Source organism: Staphylococcus gallinarum (assembly GCF_029774255.1).
GTDB lineage: Bacteria > Bacillota > Bacilli > Staphylococcales > Staphylococcaceae > Staphylococcus > Staphylococcus gallinarum.
Map to the genome: position 1 here is coordinate 1,044,525 of NZ_CP069082.1, position 16,948 is coordinate 1,061,472.

Below are 16,948 nucleotides of genomic sequence, written 5' to 3' on the forward strand. Positions count from 1 at the left end.
AAGGTGGCGAAACATGACTCATAAATATATATCAACTGAAATGTTGATCATATTTACAGCTTTAATGATCATAGCCAATTTTTATTACATTTTCTTTGAAAAGATTGGCTTCTTATTAGTGTTATTACTAGGGTGCATTTTAGTTTATGTAGGTTACTTATATTTTCATAAAGTAAGAGGACTATTGTCTTTTTGGATAGGAACATTATTAATTGCCTTTACATTACTCTCTAATAAATACACTATTATAATTTTATTTATCTTTTTAATTGTCTTAATTGTGAGATATATTATTTATAGATTTAAACCATTAAAAGTTGTTGCAACGGACGAAGATGTAGAGTCACCCGAGTTTATTAAGCAAAAATGGTTTGGTGAACAACGTACACCAGTTTATGTATATAAATGGGAAGATTTACAGGTTCAACACGGCATTGGTGATGTCCATATAGATATGTCAAAAGCAGCAAATATTAAGGAAAATAATACAGTTGTTGTGAGACATATTTTAGGTAAAGTACAAATCATTGTTCCGCTTAATTATAATATTAAATTAAATTTCACCACTTTATATGGTAATGCTTATATTAATGATAAGTCTTACAAAGTGGAAAACAATAATATAAAGGTTGAAGAACAGACTAAAGCTGAAAATTATGCTGTGAATATCTTTGTTTCAACATTCTTAGGTGATGTTGAGGTGATTTATAAGTGAATCACTATATAAGAGCGATTGGCTCGATGTTAATATTAGTTTATAGTACATTTTTTGCAATCTTTTTTATAGATAAAGTGTTTGTAAATATCATGTATTTCCAGGGCATGTTTTACACACAAATATTTGGTATTCCAGTATTACTTTTTCTAAATTTACTAGTAATATTGTTATGTATCATTGTGGGTTCTGTTTTAGCTTATAAAATAAATCAACAAAATCATTGGTTACAAAACCAAATAGAACGCTCAATTGAAGGTCAAACAGTAGGGATTAATGACCAAAATATTGAACTGTACAATGAAACGATAGAATTGTACCAAACGTTAGTGCCACTTAATCAAGAGGTACATAAACTGCGTATGAAGACGCAAAATTTAACAAATGAGTCATACAATATTAATGACGTTAAGGTTAAAAAAATAATAGAAGATGAAAGACAAAGGTTAGCTAGAGAATTACATGATTCTGTAAGTCAGCAATTGTTCGCTGCGAGTATGATGCTTTCAGCTATTAAAGAATCGAACTTGGAGCCACCTTTAAACCAACAAATTCCAGTCCTAGAAAAAATGATTCAAGATTCACAACTAGAAATGCGTGCTTTACTCTTACATTTGAGACCAATTGGTTTAAAAGATAAATCATTAGGTGAAGGTATTAAAGATTTAGTCGTTGATTTACAAAAGAAAGTACCTATGAAGGTTGTACATGATATTGAAGAATTTAAAGTACCTAAAGGTATCGAGGATCATTTGTTTAGAATAACGCAAGAAGCTATTTCTAATACATTAAGACATTCTAAGGGAACTAAAGTTACGATTGAATTATTTAATAAAGAAGATTATCTTTTATTACGTATTCAAGATGATGGGAAAGGCTTTAATGTTGACGATAAATTAGAGCAAAGTTATGGGTTGAAAAATATGCGAGAACGTGCACTTGAAATTGGCGCGACTTTCCATATTGTATCGTTACCTGATGCAGGTACAAGAATTGAAGTGAAAGCACCGTTAAATAAGGAGGAGTCTAATGACGATTAAAGTATTATTTGTTGATGATCATGAAATGGTTAGAATAGGAATTTCAAGTTATTTATCAACACAGTCAGATATTGATGTGGTAGGAGAAGGTAAATCAGGAAAAGAAGCTATTGAAAAGGCACATGAACTACAACCAGATTTAATCTTGATGGATTTACTCATGGATGACATGGACGGTGTCGAAGCTACCGAGCAAGTTAAAAAGGACTTACCTCAAATCAAAGTAGTTATGTTAACAAGTTATATAGAAGATAACGAAGTATATCGAGCACTAGATTCAGGGGTTGATAGTTATATTCTAAAGACAACAAGTGCAAGTGATATTGCTGAAGCAATTAGGAAAACACATGCTGGTGAATCTGTTTTTGAAGCAGAAGTACTAGTGAAAATGCGTAATAGAATGAAACAACGTGCAGAATTATATGAAATGTTAACAGAGCGTGAAATGGAAATCTTATTACTTATAGCTAAAGGTTATTCAAATCAAGAAATCGCGAGCGCATCACATATAACAATTAAGACCGTTAAGACACATGTTAGTAATATATTGAGTAAACTTGAAGTTCAAGATAGAACACAGGCTGTTATCTATGCCTTTCAACATAATTTAATTCAATAATAAAAAGGACAATCGATTATTTCGATTGTCCTTTTTATTATTAATTTTATATTTATATATTCTGTTGATTATTGATTTCTGCTAATGTTTGTTCTTCTGGTGTTTTACCGGCGATTACTTTTCGTTGATGCATAATTGCATTAATTTCAGCGCCAATAATGATAATAAAACCAGTAATGTATAACCAAAGCATTAATATGATAACCCCGGCGATACTACCATATGTTTTAGAATAGTTGGCAAAATTAGAAATATAAATACTAAATAGGTAAGTCCCACCTAAAAATACAATTGTTGCAAAAATAGCACCAGGTATAACAGATTTCATTTTAATCTTCACATTAGGTGCTAATGTGTACAATACAACAAAAGCTATAAACACAATAATGAGAGGTAAAATAAATCTCACTAAGTTAAAAATAATCTTAACTTGTTCACCAAGACCGAGTGGACCAAATAGCAGTGCACCAATTTGCTGGCCAAATGTTGGTAAAATCATTGCAATTGGGAAGATAATAACCATTGCTAGTGTGAAAAGTACACTGAGTAATTTAGAGACGATAAAGTTCCTACTGTCTTCAACATCGTATGCAACGTTAAATGAATTCATGATTGCGGTCATACCATTAGAAGCTGACCACAATGCCATTATTAAACCGATTGAAAGTAAGCCACTACTTGCGTTGCCCATGATATCTCCAATTATAGATGATACTTGGGGTGCGTAATCTGGTGGTACATGTTCTTTAATCATAGAACGAATCGTCGACTGTTTTATACCTACCATAGGAACTATAGACAATAAGAATAGTAACATTGGAAAAAGTGATAGCATAAAGTAATATGATAATTGTGCAGATAGACCTGATGCATCATCTTTACCAATACGATAAATTAAATATGAGAAAAAATTAGAATCCTTGGTATACTTTACAGGTTTATTAATGCGAGATACAAAAAATGTTTGATTTTCTTTCTTTGCTGACTTTGATTTGAATTGATCAGGTGTGATATAAGTTCGATCACGTTTCGATTTACTTTTATGTTCATTTTGAGTATGTGTTTCTTGTTCTTCCTCTTTAATTTCATTAAGGAATTCAGAAGTACTTCGTTTTTGTTTAGACATATCAAAGCTCCTTATGTATTATATTTTCATATACCACTTTAATATACTGTAAAAATTGTTTTTGGTAAATATGTGTTACGTGATTCTTTCTATAAAACTCTAATTTATCTTTTTTAAAAATATTGTTTAGACTTTTGATTGTATAAAAAAACAATACCAGAGCAAATGCACTCTAGTATTGTTTGCAAAGTGGTTAAATAAAGTTAACCATTTAAACGATTATTTTTACGGTCTACAAATGTATCCTTTGCATCCTTTAATGAACGTTCTAATTCAGGATTGTTGCGTCTAATTTCTTCAACTACATCTTTCCAGTAAAGTACTTCATCTTTAATATTCCCAATTTTTGAAGGTTTTTGTGAACGATTACCTTCTTTAGCATCTTTAATTGATTGTTTTAATGATTGGCGTGTTGATTTATCTGCTAAAGTTATAGTGCCTCCAATCACGGCACCTAATAAAATTCCCGGTATTAATTTGTTTTGCATGTCGTGTTACCCCTCTCCTAAATTTGAATCTTTAAGTATAAAATCAATTAAATTATCACAAGATGATTGTACCATTTTATATACACCTTCGAAATTATTTGTATAGTATGGATCAGGGACATCTGTTTCCTCCATATCACTAAACTCTAATAGTTTAAACAATTGTCCTTTGATATTTGGGTTGATGTTACGTATGTTTTCAACATTACTTTGATCCATTGCAATGATATAATCGAAATCATCTGTAGATGTGAATAACTCACTAATCATTCCATCAATCGAAATATTATTTCGTGATAGTATGTCTTGCGTACCTTCATGTGGTGGTTCACCGAGATTCCATTTACCTGTACCTCGTGAATACACCTTTATGTCGGTAATGTTGCGTTCTTGTAATCTTTGTCTCATGATGCCTTCAGCCATAGGTGAACGACAAATATTTCCAAGACAAACAAATGCTACTGAAATCATTGTGTACCTCCAAATTGTATAATCCTAATTCCCATTTTAAAGCTTTTTTAATCATTTCTAAAGGGCATTTATGATAAAAGTTTAACAAGATAGGTAATTTTGATAAAATAAAACGTAAAAAGAGGTGAGTACTGTGACAACAAGAAATGAACAAATGATTGAAGAAATTCGTGAAAAATTAAACTTGGTTAATCAAAGTTTAATTGATCCAGAAAAATATAAGACTGCGAATGAAGAAGAAGTGCAAGAAATCCATGAGTATGTTACTTCTAAAGATTCTTTTACTCCAAGTGAAACAGCGGCTATTGCAGATGCACTTGGACAACTTCGCAAATAAACAAAGGAGCGTGTTAATATGACAAATTTACAAGATAAGTTACAGCAATATGCGCAATTACTCGTAAATGTAGGTATGAATGTACAAAAAGGGCAACCGGTATTTATTCGTTCAAGTGTAGACGCATTAGAATTGACACATTACATAGTTGAAGCTGCTTATGAAAGAGGAGCTTCAGATGTTAAGGTTGAATATAGTGATGATAGGTTAACACGTTTGAAATTTGAACATGAATCGTTAGACCATTTTGAGAATAATGAAGTTAAAGCATATGAAGTAGAAAAAAGAATGGATTATGTTAATAGAGGTGCAGCAAACCTTGCGTTAATCACTCAAGATCCAGACTTATTGAACGGAATTGATAATGATAAATTAGGAACTTTCCAACGCGCATATTCAATTGCGTATAAAGGCTATATGGAAAAAAGTCAGAAAAATGAATTTCCATGGTGTGTTGCCGCATATCCTTCTAAAGCTTGGGCGAAACGTGTATACCCTGAGTTAAATGAGGGTGATGCATATGAGAAATTTATTGATGAAGTGTTAGATATTGTTCGTGTAGATGGCAATGATCCGGTTGAAAATTGGAAAAATCATGTTGCTAACTTAAGTAAACATGCAGAAAAATTACAAAGTAAACAATATAAAGCGTTACAATATATCTCTGAAGGTACAGATTTAGAAATAGGATTACCTGATGGCCATATCTGGGAAGATGCGACAAGCTATACAAGTAAAGGACAAAAATTTGTTGCCAATATTCCTACTGAAGAAGTGTTTACTGCACCACATAGAGCGAAAGTAAATGGTTATGTAACGAATAAATTGCCATTAAGCCATAATGGTAATATTATAGATGGCTTTAAACTTACGTTCAAAGATGGTGAAGTTATAGATTTTGAAGCAGCTCAAGGAGAAGCGGTATTAAGAGATTTATTAAATACCGATGATGGTGCCAAACGTTTAGGTGAAGTTGCATTAGTACCTGATGATTCCCCAATTTCAAATAGAAATACGATTTTCTATAATACGTTATTTGATGAAAATGCATCATGTCATGTTGCATTAGGTGCTGCATATGCATTTAACCTTCAAGGTGGTACAGAAATGACTACTGAAGAGAAAATAGAGAATGGACTAAATGATTCATTAATACATGTTGACTTTATGATTGGAAGTTCGGACTTAACAATATATGGCATTACACAAGATGGTAAAAAGGAATTAGTATTTGAAAATGGTAATTGGGCATAAATTCTAATAACTGAGATATAAACGATGATGAAAATTATAATGGGAAAAATTGAATTAAATCTTGTTTGTATAAATAATTTACAGATAGGTCATACGACTTAAAGAGGGGATATGAGTATATATGGGAAATCGAAAGAGTAAGCCAATGTCAGAAGGACGAAGTGTGAAGGCGTTACAAGTTTTTCCACAAGACACTAACCACCATCACACAATGTTTGGTGGAACTATGATGGCTAATATTGATCAAATTGCTGCTATTACAGCTATGAAACATAGTAATGCACAAGTGGTGACAGCGTCTACGGATTCTGTAGACTTCTTGAAGCCAATAAAAACAGGAGATGTTGTATCTTACGAAGCGATGGTCACATTTGCAGGCACATCATCTATGGAAGTATGTGTACAAATTATAATTGAAGATGTATTGAATAATGAACGTCATTTAGCAGCACTTAGTTTTTTAACATTTGTTGCATTGGATGATCAAGGTAAGCCTGTTGGAGTCCCAGACGTATATCCTGAATCTGAAACTGAAAAATGGTTCCATGATACGGCGCCTGCTCGCGTTAAACGACGTAAAGAACGTCGAACAGAGAGTAAAAACACAATAGAATTTTTGTCGAATGTACAAAAAATAGAATAAAGTATAGGTGTTAAATTCTTAAATGATGAAACTATCTACAGAACATTATTGTTTTGTAGGTAGTTTTTTTATATGTTGTGTTGTAAATCATTGTTTCGTAAAGCTCATCAAAGATTTTTGATCTTTAATGGGCTTGTTATTGATCGCTTATCTAGGGGGGGATGGGTCGAGCATTGGTCTTGGCACTCATCCTAATCCCTCAGGTGTCTCGAAAACAAGACGAAGTGCATATATGTCATTTCTACAAAAAAGAAGACACTTCGTATAATTTAATAAACATACTAAACTAAATTAACGAGGTGTCTTATGTATAAAAATTTTAAATATATCTCAATTAACTCTACCAATGGAAACTGTAATACTTATACCTAAAACCGACATCGCACCTATTGAATATCATTTAGGAGAAACAATTCCACAAAAATGTATGCAACCATTTCTATGGTGCTTCTTTTTATCATCCTAAAAGGATGTTAAAAGTCATCGAATTTATTTTAATCTGTAAGACGAATGTCTAGGCTCATGTAATATATTCACTTATAAATACTTATTACATATGATTTTATGTCATTGAATATATACGGTGCATTTGACGTTCTTTTTCTTTAAAGTCAGTGTTAGGGTAATACATATTTTTTACTAATACATTTGGACCCAAACAATTAAATTCTGAACAATGACAATTTAATGATTGTGCTAAAGGTGTTTGTAACCATTGATTAAAGACATCTGGTAATTTATCTGATTTGATATTAGAAATAGTTCCATTTTCATCACCAAAGTCAGTCACAATGACATTACCAGTAAACACATTGACATTTAATCTGTTTCGTCCGTCAGGATCATTTCTCATAGTAACATTTTCAGTATCACGTAATCGTTGAAGTAATGCTTGGTCTTGTTCATCATTGATACAAGGGTAAATAGGCAATGTACCAAATAACATCCAAGTATTAGGATCACGAAAGTCTAATAAATGATGAATTGCTTTTTTCATATCAGCTAATGGTAAGACTTCTAATTGACTGGCAAAATCAGCAGGATACATCGGATGTATTTCATGGCGACTACATTTCATATCATTTACAATTTCTTGATGTATTTTTTCTAAATGGGGTAAGGTACTTTGGTTTAACATTGTTTCTGCAGATATAAACATACCTTGTTCAGACAATGTACGTGCATTAGTAATCATTTGATCGTATAACTTTAATTTAGCTTTGATTGGTGGTTGTTTTTCCATTGCTCCAAAGCCAACATCGGTGAATGTATCAATTGTTCCCCAATTGTGAGAGATGTGCATTACATCAATATATTCTGCAATGTCTAAATATCTATCTAATGGCAATGTTAAGTTTGAGTTCATTTGGACATAGATGCCACGATCGTAGGCATATTTTAACAATGGTTTAACAACATTTCTTATAGATTTTTTAGAGAACATTGGCTCTCCACCAGTAATTGACATCGTTTTTAGGTGTGGGATTTCATCTAATCTGCGATAAATCAAATCCATTGGTAATGGGTCAGGGTCCGTTGTTTGTAATGTATAGCCTACAGCACAATGACTGCAACGCATATTACATAAATTAGTTGTCGTAAATTCTATATTACTCAACGTCAATTGATTATGTGCCTGAATATCGTTATATGCCTCCCAAGGGTCGTTAGTGATCGTGATAGGTTTTTTAGTATTCACACTATAGGTGTTTAGCATTATTAAAACTTCCTTCTTTTTGCTTTTCTATATTTAAATGAATTGATTAGCGGTTATCATGTACAGATTGAACATTTATCATTACTAATAGCTACTTATAATGAATTAAATTTTATGTAGTAATCATTATAGGTATATAAATGATTATGATAATAGTACTAATTCTTCTATTTTACTATAAATATTATTCAGACTATACCTATTTTTGTCAAATTCATGTTAGGATTAACATATCTTAAATAAAGGAGTTCCTTACAAAATGAATGAAAACCAAACAATTGATCAAATTAAAACAAGATTAGAAAAATTCATTGATGACATTGATCATGTAAACCCTGATGAAGTTAGAGTGGAAGATATTGATGAATGGATCGGACTTTTAGATCAATTAGAGGAAAAAGTTAAAACAGTATCTAAATCAAATGATCAATAGTATCTATAGGTATTCAGATTTGTTTAATAATGTTTAAATCACTTTACTTTTGTCTATATAAAATATAGAACATAAAAGAGAAAGGTGATATTACATGGCTAAAAAAGTAGCAGTTATTGTAACTGATGAATTTGAAGATATTGAATTAACAAGTCCACAAGAAGCAATTGAAGAGGCAGGTCATGAAGTCGTTATTATTGGTGATGAAGCAAATAGTGAAGTCGTTGGGAAACATGGCGCAAAAGCCACTGTTGATTTAAGTATTGCCGATGCAAAACCAGAAGACTATGATGGTTTATTAATCCCAGGTGGTTTCTCACCAGACCATTTACGTGGTGATTCTGAAGGTAGATACGGTACATTTGCTAAGTACTTCACTAAAAATGACGTGCCAACATTTGCTATATGCCATGGTCCACAAATCTTAATTGACACAGATGATTTAAATGGTCGTACACTTACTGCTGTATTAAATGTACGTAAAGACTTATCTAACGCTGGTGCGCAAGTAGTCGATGAATCAGTAGTAGTTGATAAAAATATCGTAACAAGCCGTACACCAGACGATTTAGACGATTTCAATAGAGAAATCGTTAATCAACTAAATGACTAGTTATAACGTAAACACAGTGTTTGATAATTATTTAAGTCATCACTTTTAAATCAATTTGAGTCTGGGACATAAATGCCCAGCATTAAGCTCATCAAAGATTTTTAATCTTTGATGGGCTTGTTATTGCTTGCATACCTTGATAACTTGGGGCTGGGTCAATCCTCGGTCTCGACACGCATCCTACTACCTCAGGTATCTCGCAAACAATACGCAGTTCTTATATGTTGTTACTACAAAAAATAAGACACTTTATATTGAAGTAATTGAGACAGAAATTATCACTGAGATAAACTAAGTATTGAAAAAACGAGTTAAGTAATGAAGAATTAAGTAAAATTACAAATCATTTAACAGTAAAAATTATCGATTTTAATTTAGTCTGAAAGACTAATGTCCTAGACTGTTTTATTAATTAATTTGATTAAAGCAAAAATGTTATTTTCTATTAAATAGTAGAGAGTGACATTTTTTTATTTGCTCACTAAGTAAAAATAACTATTTATTTGAAGTAAATCTATTCATTTGAAAGCTTTTTAAAACTTGATATTGAGATATTCATACACCTTGCGACTGATTTTTGTACTTTCTTGTAGATAAACGTTTAAACTCTTGTTAAACTCACTTATAATATAGTGAGAGCAATATAAAGGAGCTGCCGCATGAAAAGAAGCGATCGTTACAAGCAATCCACAATGCAGTCAAAAGAGAAAAATTATAATCAGCCCTATCACAACACTTATGTTCAACCGGTGAGTAAACCGCAGAAAAAGAAAAAAGGTAGGGGTTTAATATTCAAAATATTATTACCAATCGTATTAATCTTCGCAATTTTTATAGGTGTTATGTATGCCTTATCTTTGCAAGCAAATGTTGATGACTTAAAGAGTATAGAAGATAAATCAAGTTATGTATCTGCTGCAGACATGCCTGACTACACTAAAGGTGCATTTGTAGCAATGGAAGATGAACGCTTTTACAAACACCATGGCTTTGATTTCAAAGGTACTTCTCGAGCATTATTTTCAACTTTAAGTGACAATAATGTTCAAGGTGGTAGTACATTAACACAACAAGTTGTTAAAAATTATTTTTATGATAACGAACAATCCATCACACGTAAAATTAAAGAATTGTTTGTAGCGCATAGAGTTGAAAAGACATATGATAAGGATCAAATTTTAAGTTTTTACGTAAATAATATTTACTTTGGAAGTAATCAATATACAGTTGAATCAGCCGCTAATCATTATTTTGGCACAACAACGAATAAGAATAATTCAAATTTACCGCAAATTACTGTGTTACAAAGTGCAATGTTAGCCAGCAAGGTGAATGCACCTAGCGTATATGATTTAAATGATATGTCAGATAATTTTATTAATAGAGTTAAAGTTAATTTAGAAAAAATGAAACAGCAAAACTATATTACTGAAGAGCAATATCGTACAGCTATTGAACAATTAGGTGTATAAGTAGAAACTCAACATCTCACGTAGGTGTTGAGTTTTTTGTATCAATAATTTCAATATATAAAATTGTAATTTATAATAGGAAAGGTGGGACAGTATATATAGCTAATGAGGTAATATTTTTTTGAAATAAAGCTTAAAAAAACATTATAATAGTCACTATAATTCCATTCATATGTGATATAAGTTATTCTTATTAAGTGGAGTGAGTAAAATGCCGAAAATCACAAAAATAGAAGTGCAAAAAAACAATAAAGAACGATTCAATTTATACTTAGATGAAGCATTTGAAATGGGAATAGATGTTGATACTTTTGTCCAATTCAATTTGAAAAAAGGTCAAATCTTAGAAGCGAGTGATATGGAAAAGATTCAAAAATACGAGTCATATCGACAGGCTTTAAATGCAGCAATACAATACCTTTCTTATAGAAAAAGAACTGAATTTGAAGTACAACAATATCTAGTTAAGAAAGAATTTTCTGAAATGGTAATAGCTAAAGTAATTGATTATTGTCATAAAGAAAAGCTAATTGATCATAATGATTTTGCAAATAGTTTAAAAAATACAATGATTTTGACTACTGACAAAGGTCCTGGGGTATATAAACAGAAGTTGCATCAATCTGGTATTGAAAAATCAATTATAGATGAATACGGCCAACTATATGAAGCGGAACAACCTTTGGAAGATATTCTGAAATTAGCTAATAAAATTTGGAATCAAAAAAAGGGACCAAGTATTAAAAGAAAAGAAAAATTAACGCAATCACTATTACAAAAAGGCTATTCCTTTGAAAAGATAAAAGAAGTTATGTCTGAAATGGATTTTTCACAATCTGAAGAAGAGGTTGATCTATTAATACAGAAAGATTTAGAAAAAGTTTATAATAAAAATACGAGAAAATATACGGGTAGTCAATTGATCAATAAGACAATAGAAGGTCTTATGAGAAAAGGTTATACCTATGATAAAATCAAGTCAAAGTTAGAAGAGAGTGGTATCAATAGTGGAACAGAAGAAATTGAGTGAGATGAGTGAAATTGAATTAAGACATGAAATTCAAGGTTATAAAGAAAAAATGAGAAAAGCTGAGATGAATGGCATTTTAAATGAATATGACGTCTATCAAAGTAAAGTCATTGTGGCCGAAAGCTATTTAGTTGATAGAACTAAAATAGAAATAGGTAAAATTTATAAATTAAATGATGGTACAGATAGTTATTTTAAGGTGGAACGTCTAAAGGGCATATTTGCATGGGGATTTAGAATTAATAGTTCAGAACCTGAAGAAGGATTGCCAGTAGCATTATTAAAATTGTAGAAGGATGACGATAGAATGGGTAGTTCAATTATTTTAAAGTTACTTAATGTAACGCATTATTATAGAAATAAACAATCTAAAAAATGGTATCTACCTTTTGGTTATGATGCTGAAGATATAGAATTGAATAATATTAACCTACATATCTATCAAGGTGAGGCTTTAGGTATTATTGGTGAACCAGAATCTTCTAAAGAACGTGTCGGTCGTATTTTGAGTGGTGAAATTAAACCTGATAAAGGTAAGGTTGTAAGAAAGACTGATTTATTTTATGCAGATATGCAAGATAGGTCGATGCAAGATAATACTGTACTTGATTATGTGAAAAATGCGGTATTATTATTTCCATATAAAGCATCTGAACATAAAGTGGAACAGATTTTAAAATATGCTCATTTAACAGAAGCGGAAACGACGAAGATAAATGAATTAACGGATGAAGCATATGCGCGTCTATTATTTACGTTGGCGCGTACATCTAATGCTAGTATTCTTATCTTTAACCAAGTTATCACACATTTGGATGAGACATTTTTTGAGCGTGCAATTGAATTAACGGATGAATACATAAGCAAGAGTTTAACTATGGTCATGATAGAGGATGATGTCGAGCGTGTTGCAAGAACGAGTAATTATATAGCTTGGTTCTCACATGGTCAATTAAGAAAGGAAGGCTCACTGAAACAAGTCCTACCGCTTTATAGAGATCATGAAATTGATCGTACTTCTTTAGAGACAGCTGAGGAAAAAGAAAATTTTGATGTGGACTGGAAAAAATCTAGGGCACGTATACCTGAATTAACATATAACTTTAGACGCGTTGAACGTTATAATCATGTAAGACCACCAGTTTCGTTTTATAGATTTTGGAGTTTAATCAGTATATTTTTTATAGGGCTGATCATAATGGCTCTTTTAATGTTCAATGACATTGGTAAATTAAATATTAACCAAAATATTGATCAGTCTACAATTCAAAACCAACATAAAAACCCATATGAAGAAAAGCTAGCGTATGGAATTGTACTTGCTGATTCTGTGAAATTAGATAGCATGCAGAATACTGCTGCAAAGACAGTTGCTAAATATGGATTTGTTACGATAACAGGAGAAAATACAAAATATTACCGTGTGGTAGTAGATAACAAGAATTATAGAATTGCGAAAAACAAATTACGTTATTTTGATCCAGCAGGTTTGTTTGAATCACATAGTTTTAAAAGTATAGCACCATATATGCATAAAAATTATAGTAACTATAATGAATTTTTTAACAGTCACTTACATAAAAAGCATGGCAAAGTGACAGATTCGTTAGTACCAGAAACTGATAAAGATAATCGATTTGTTGTACCAATTGTACAACAGCCAATAGCAATGATTTTCAATGATCAAAATAAATTAACAGGCTTTACTATTCCGATAAAGGATAAAGATAAATTGAAAAAGAAATTTGATATTGAAGGTGACTTCTGGATTACTAAATCAGGTGACGGTTACTATATGGCAGATTTAAAAAATAATAAATGGTTATATATTGAATTGTAGGTGTGAATAATGATAGATAGTTTGATTAATTTTTATAAAAATATACCATATCTGTTAAAACATGTTTTGGTACGTTTTAAAGAAAGATGGATATGGTTTGTTGCGCCATTCGTTGCTAGCATTATTATCTTATTAATTATGATGTTGGTATTTAAAATGAATAACACAGAAGAAATAAAACAAGCGCGTGCGTATTATCGATTAGCAGCACTTACAAGCTTTTCTTTTATGTGGATAACGATTTACCAAGTTTATTTGATTTATAAGAAAGATTACTTCATTAGTAAGTTATATAATATAAATCCGATTTTCCAAAATATTATTATTACTATAGCGTCTAGTATCTTAATGTTTATTTCACTTATTATTATCATTTTTGCGACGCCAGTTAATATAGAAAGCTCTGTTATTTCTACATTATATTATGTGATAATGGCTTTAATATTCATGGTTGTTGTATCAACTATTATGGGTTTAATTTCTATATTAACGACGAAATTAAATTTAATATATTACATTATTTCAGCGATAACATTTTTTATTGTGCCAATTATTTTTATTCCAACTACAAATGAAGGTATTGTGACACATATTTTAATGTTAAACCCGGTATATTATCTTATTGAGGGCGTTTCCCAGTCAGTCGTTTTAGGCGCGTTGAGTTTAAATAATTTACCATATCATATTTACTTCTATTTATTTATTGGATTGTTATGTGTCATTATATATGCTTTGTATCGTACAATTGCTAATAAAAAATATATATTTTTTACACGTAAACAACAAAAAATATCTAGCCAAACTGAAATTAATGATGAAGATTCTGAAGTAGTTCAAAATTCAAATCCTTCTTAATAGATACGTAATTAAAAAAATAACCCTTAGCTATCATTGTCAACGACTTAGACAAGATAGTTAAGGGTTATTTTAATTGCAAAATCTAACTTAGCATTCTAAAACAAATAGCAAATTGTTATTTTGCAAAAAGTTTTTTTTGCAGTTTATCTTCACTAAATACCCAACCAATATAGGAATGATCGATATTATTTTCCGAATCTAGATGTGCAATGGCAACAAAAGAATAATGTCCGTTTTTTAAATAACGTAAATCAATCAAACGAATTTCAGTAGTACCATCATCATTTGTAGTCGCTTGCCAACGATAAATAGAAGAAAAGTTTAAAAAAGTTTTAATGTTTTTATCGTTTTTTACATAGTCCATTAAATCGTCACTTGGAAAAGGATGACGTTTTGATTTATCACTAAATACAATGTTTCTACTAAAACTTCGACCAACGTAATCATATGACTCTGTTTGAATAGCCACGCGCCACTCAAAAAATTTCATGGTAGGTGCAACGAATACTTTGACCGGTTGATGCTCTTGTTGTATTTGTTGCAGTGCACGTTTTTTAATAATTGCTTGCATTCGAAACCGAATTATATAATATATAACAAGTACGCCAATTAAAGGGAAAAACACAGCAAAAGGATGTAATCCAATTACCCAAAGTGCAATGCCAATACACCATATTACAAAAATAATTGGATCGAATGTATTAATGACGCTAAGTTGAATCCATTTATTCGTAATAGGTCTCAATGCCTGTGTACCATATGAGTTGAATATATCTACAAATACATGTAAAAAAACTGCGAGTTGCGCCCATAACCATATGTGAGTGATATCAACATTTTTAAAGAATGTGAAGATAAATAATGCTATTAATAGAGGCCATAATATTGTAAAAGGGATTGAATGTGTGATACCTCTATGATTTGATATATAAGTTGCATTATCTTTTAGCTTTAGCACTGTATCACCGTCAGGGATGAGGGAGCCGACTACTAAAGTTGTTGCAGTTGCTGCAAAAGACCCAGCCATTGCAGGATCTTGAGTTGCTAAAGCGGTTAAGCCTATGCCCATGACAATATGTGTAGCTGTGTCCATAATGTTTCACTCATTTCGTATCAATGTTACATTTATTATAATCGAATTTTTAAAATAATAAAAATATCCCAACTAATTACAAGAAAAAAATTACGTGAAAAATAGAAAGAGATGTGTGTGATGTTTAAAGAAAATGAATTTAAAACGAATTTAGTTACATGGTTTGATGAAAATCAACGTGAAATGCCTTGGAGAGAAACATCCAATCCATATTATATATGGTTGAGCGAAGTGATGTTACAACAAACACAAGTAAAAACAGTTATAGATTATTATCTTAGATTTACGAAAAGGTTTCCCACAATTGAAGATTTAAGTAACGCACATGAAGATGATGTATTAAAATACTGGGAAGGATTGGGCTACTATAGTAGGGCTAGAAATTTTCATACAGCAATTAAAGAAGTCGCTGATAAATTTCAGGGGAAAGTGCCTGATGACCCACAACAATTTGCCGATTTAAAAGGTGTAGGACCATATACACAAGCTGCGGTTATGAGCATTGCATTTAACCAACCATTGGCGACGGTTGATGGAAATGTCTTTAGAGTTTGGTCTAGGTTAAATAATGACTACAGGGATACCAAATTACAGTCAACAAGAAAAGCATTTGAACAAGAATTATTACCATATGTACAAAATGAATCTGGTACATTTAATCAAGCGATGATGGAATTAGGGGCACTCATTTGTACACCTAAAGCGCCTCTCTGTCTATTTTGTCCGGTTCAAACACAGTGTGAAGCATTTGAGAAAGGGACTGTATTGGAATTACCTGTCAAAACAACAAAAGTAAAGAAAAGACATATAAAGCAACATGTTTATATCGTAAAAAATGAAAATAATGAATATTTAATTGAACAACGAACACAAAAATTACTTAATCAAATGTGGGAATTTCCAATGTATGAGGCTGAAAGTAATGAAAGTATACAGCAAACGTTAGGACAGGAAATTTCATTTAATGAAAAACCTGTATATACATTAAAACATCAATTCACTCACATTACATGGGATATATCAGTGTTTGTTGCAGAATCAACGATAACGAAAAATTCACTTGTATTACCTGAAAATATGACCTGGATGAAACTTACAGATAAAGCATCATATAACTTTCCAGTAAGTATGACTAAAATTTATAATCATATTTGTCAGTCAGAGTAGGTCTAAACTCGTTGCAAGAAACAAAGATATGT

19 protein-coding genes are annotated in these 16,948 nt (G+C 31.2%); 14 read left to right on the top strand and 5 right to left on the bottom strand.

Features of this window, described 5'->3' with window-relative positions:
* The first annotated feature begins 13 nt into the window (after positions 1-13).
* Genes vraT through vraR form a run of 3 tightly spaced genes read left to right on the top strand, consistent with a single transcriptional unit; the run spans position 14 to position 2,374 of the window.
* The gene (gene vraT / locus JN168_RS04740; RefSeq protein ID WP_042739177.1) at positions 14-715 is read left to right on the top strand and encodes a cell wall-active antibiotics response protein VraT; all 702 of its coding nucleotides are present in this window, start codon (positions 14-16) and stop codon (positions 713-715) included.
* Positions 712-1,755 (top strand): sensor histidine kinase VraS, encoded by a 1,044-nt coding sequence (gene vraS / locus JN168_RS04745; protein WP_042739176.1) that lies wholly within the window; start codon positions 712-714, stop codon positions 1,753-1,755. Before vraT ends, vraS begins: the two co-directional genes overlap by 4 nt.
* On the top strand, positions 1,745-2,374 hold the full coding sequence (vraR, locus tag JN168_RS04750) for a response regulator transcription factor VraR (protein ID WP_042739175.1): 630 nt from the start codon (positions 1,745-1,747) through the stop codon (positions 2,372-2,374). The genes vraS and vraR overlap by 11 nt, the downstream gene beginning before the upstream one ends.
* Positions 2,375-2,426: 52 nt before the next feature.
* On the opposite strand, the gene JN168_RS04755 is transcribed toward vraR, so the two are convergent.
* The 3 genes from JN168_RS04755 to JN168_RS04765 form a co-directional block, all read right to left on the bottom strand.
* On the bottom strand, positions 2,427-3,500 hold the full coding sequence (locus JN168_RS04755) for a YihY/virulence factor BrkB family protein (RefSeq protein WP_042739174.1): 1,074 nt from the start codon (positions 3,498-3,500) through the stop codon (positions 2,427-2,429).
* Between the two features lie 203 nt (positions 3,501-3,703).
* Positions 3,704-3,988, bottom strand: a complete 285-nt coding sequence (locus JN168_RS04760) for a magnesium transporter CorA family protein (protein WP_042739173.1) — start codon at positions 3,986-3,988, stop codon at positions 3,704-3,706.
* A 6-nt stretch (positions 3,989-3,994) separates the two neighbouring features.
* Complete coding sequence (locus JN168_RS04765; RefSeq protein WP_042739172.1) at positions 3,995-4,459, bottom strand: low molecular weight protein-tyrosine-phosphatase; 465 nt, start codon at positions 4,457-4,459, stop codon at positions 3,995-3,997.
* 154 nt (positions 4,460-4,613) lie between these two features.
* On the opposite strand from JN168_RS04765, the gene JN168_RS04770 reads away from it, so the two are divergent.
* The 3 genes from JN168_RS04770 to JN168_RS04780 all read left to right on the top strand — a co-directional run bounded on the left by JN168_RS04770 (position 4,614) and on the right by JN168_RS04780 (position 6,693).
* Positions 4,614-4,796, top strand: coding sequence for a DUF1128 family protein (locus JN168_RS04770; RefSeq protein ID WP_082039199.1), 183 nt, complete (start codon positions 4,614-4,616; stop codon positions 4,794-4,796).
* Positions 4,797-4,814: 18 nt separating this feature from the next.
* Positions 4,815-6,050, top strand: a complete 1,236-nt coding sequence (locus JN168_RS04775) for an aminopeptidase (RefSeq protein ID WP_229366879.1) — start codon at positions 4,815-4,817, stop codon at positions 6,048-6,050.
* Positions 6,051-6,171: 121 nt separating this feature from the next.
* Positions 6,172-6,693, top strand: a complete 522-nt coding sequence (locus JN168_RS04780) for an acyl-CoA thioesterase (RefSeq protein WP_042739169.1) — start codon at positions 6,172-6,174, stop codon at positions 6,691-6,693.
* A 562-nt stretch (positions 6,694-7,255) separates the two neighbouring features.
* Here JN168_RS04780 and yfkAB read toward each other — a convergent pair.
* Positions 7,256-8,410: a radical SAM/CxCxxxxC motif protein YfkAB gene (yfkAB, locus tag JN168_RS04785; RefSeq protein ID WP_107513200.1), complete on the bottom strand. Its 1,155-nt coding sequence runs from the start codon at positions 8,408-8,410 to the stop codon at positions 7,256-7,258.
* 259 nt (positions 8,411-8,669) lie between these two features.
* Between yfkAB and JN168_RS04790 the strand changes: the two genes are divergently transcribed.
* The 7 genes from JN168_RS04790 (at position 8,670) to JN168_RS04820 (ending at position 14,653) form a co-directional block, all read left to right on the top strand.
* The gene (locus JN168_RS04790) at positions 8,670-8,843 is read left to right on the top strand and encodes an SE1561 family protein (RefSeq protein WP_107513199.1); all 174 of its coding nucleotides are present in this window, start codon (positions 8,670-8,672) and stop codon (positions 8,841-8,843) included.
* Positions 8,844-8,937: 94 nt separating this feature from the next.
* Positions 8,938-9,456 carry a type 1 glutamine amidotransferase domain-containing protein gene (locus JN168_RS04795; RefSeq protein WP_042739167.1) on the top strand — a complete coding sequence of 173 codons (519 nt, stop codon included), beginning with the start codon at positions 8,938-8,940 and terminating at the stop codon, positions 9,454-9,456.
* A 659-nt stretch (positions 9,457-10,115) separates the two neighbouring features.
* Positions 10,116-10,928 carry a monofunctional peptidoglycan glycosyltransferase SgtB gene (sgtB, locus tag JN168_RS04800; RefSeq protein ID WP_042739166.1) on the top strand — a complete coding sequence of 271 codons (813 nt, stop codon included), beginning with the start codon at positions 10,116-10,118 and terminating at the stop codon, positions 10,926-10,928.
* Between the two features lie 211 nt (positions 10,929-11,139).
* The gene (recX, locus tag JN168_RS04805) at positions 11,140-11,958 is read left to right on the top strand and encodes a recombination regulator RecX (RefSeq protein ID WP_042739165.1); all 819 of its coding nucleotides are present in this window, start codon (positions 11,140-11,142) and stop codon (positions 11,956-11,958) included.
* Entirely contained in the window at positions 11,936-12,250 is a 315-nt protein-coding gene (locus JN168_RS04810) for a YfhH family protein (protein WP_042739164.1), read from the top strand. Before recX ends, JN168_RS04810 begins: the two co-directional genes overlap by 23 nt.
* Positions 12,251-12,265: 15 nt before the next feature.
* On the top strand, positions 12,266-13,798 hold the full coding sequence (locus tag JN168_RS04815; RefSeq protein WP_279526207.1) for an ATP-binding cassette domain-containing protein: 1,533 nt from the start codon (positions 12,266-12,268) through the stop codon (positions 13,796-13,798).
* Between the two features lie 9 nt (positions 13,799-13,807).
* Positions 13,808-14,653, top strand: coding sequence for a sugar ABC transporter permease (locus JN168_RS04820; RefSeq protein ID WP_279526208.1), 846 nt, complete (start codon positions 13,808-13,810; stop codon positions 14,651-14,653).
* 118 nt (positions 14,654-14,771) lie between these two features.
* Here the strand turns inward: JN168_RS04820 and JN168_RS04825 are convergent, their stop codons facing one another.
* Entirely contained in the window at positions 14,772-15,749 is a 978-nt protein-coding gene (locus JN168_RS04825; protein ID WP_279526209.1) for a metal-dependent hydrolase, read from the bottom strand.
* Between the two features lie 120 nt (positions 15,750-15,869).
* On the opposite strand from JN168_RS04825, the gene mutY reads away from it, so the two are divergent.
* Complete coding sequence (gene mutY, locus JN168_RS04830) at positions 15,870-16,916, top strand: A/G-specific adenine glycosylase (RefSeq protein WP_042739160.1); 1,047 nt, start codon at positions 15,870-15,872, stop codon at positions 16,914-16,916.
* Positions 16,917-16,948 lie beyond the last annotated feature (32 nt).

Excerpts from the sequence above, each read along its gene's own strand:
- vraT (WP_042739177.1), top strand. The coding sequence starts at position 14 with ATGACTCATAAATATATATCAACTGAAATGTTGATCATATTTACAGCT.
- vraR (WP_042739175.1), top strand. The coding sequence starts at position 1,745 with ATGACGATTAAAGTATTATTTGTTGATGATCATGAAATGGTTAGAATA.
- JN168_RS04755 (WP_042739174.1), bottom strand. The coding sequence starts at position 3,500 with ATGTCTAAACAAAAACGAAGTACTTCTGAATTCCTTAATGAAATTAAA.
- JN168_RS04760 (WP_042739173.1), bottom strand. The coding sequence starts at position 3,988 with ATGCAAAACAAATTAATACCGGGAATTTTATTAGGTGCCGTGATTGGA.
- JN168_RS04765 (WP_042739172.1), bottom strand. The coding sequence starts at position 4,459 with ATGATTTCAGTAGCATTTGTTTGTCTTGGAAATATTTGTCGTTCACCT.
- JN168_RS04770 (WP_082039199.1), top strand. The coding sequence starts at position 4,614 with ATGATTGAAGAAATTCGTGAAAAATTAAACTTGGTTAATCAAAGTTTA.
- JN168_RS04775 (WP_229366879.1), top strand. The coding sequence starts at position 4,815 with ATGACAAATTTACAAGATAAGTTACAGCAATATGCGCAATTACTCGTA.
- JN168_RS04780 (WP_042739169.1), top strand. The coding sequence starts at position 6,172 with ATGGGAAATCGAAAGAGTAAGCCAATGTCAGAAGGACGAAGTGTGAAG.
- yfkAB (WP_107513200.1), bottom strand. The coding sequence starts at position 8,410 with ATGCTAAACACCTATAGTGTGAATACTAAAAAACCTATCACGATCACT.
- JN168_RS04790 (WP_107513199.1), top strand. The coding sequence starts at position 8,670 with ATGAATGAAAACCAAACAATTGATCAAATTAAAACAAGATTAGAAAAA.
- JN168_RS04795 (WP_042739167.1), top strand. The coding sequence starts at position 8,938 with ATGGCTAAAAAAGTAGCAGTTATTGTAACTGATGAATTTGAAGATATT.
- sgtB (WP_042739166.1), top strand. The coding sequence starts at position 10,116 with ATGAAAAGAAGCGATCGTTACAAGCAATCCACAATGCAGTCAAAAGAG.
- recX (WP_042739165.1), top strand. The coding sequence starts at position 11,140 with ATGCCGAAAATCACAAAAATAGAAGTGCAAAAAAACAATAAAGAACGA.
- JN168_RS04815 (WP_279526207.1), top strand. The coding sequence starts at position 12,266 with ATGGGTAGTTCAATTATTTTAAAGTTACTTAATGTAACGCATTATTAT.
- JN168_RS04820 (WP_279526208.1), top strand. The coding sequence starts at position 13,808 with ATGATAGATAGTTTGATTAATTTTTATAAAAATATACCATATCTGTTA.
- JN168_RS04825 (WP_279526209.1), bottom strand. The coding sequence starts at position 15,749 with ATGGACACAGCTACACATATTGTCATGGGCATAGGCTTAACCGCTTTA.
- mutY (WP_042739160.1), top strand. The coding sequence starts at position 15,870 with ATGTTTAAAGAAAATGAATTTAAAACGAATTTAGTTACATGGTTTGAT.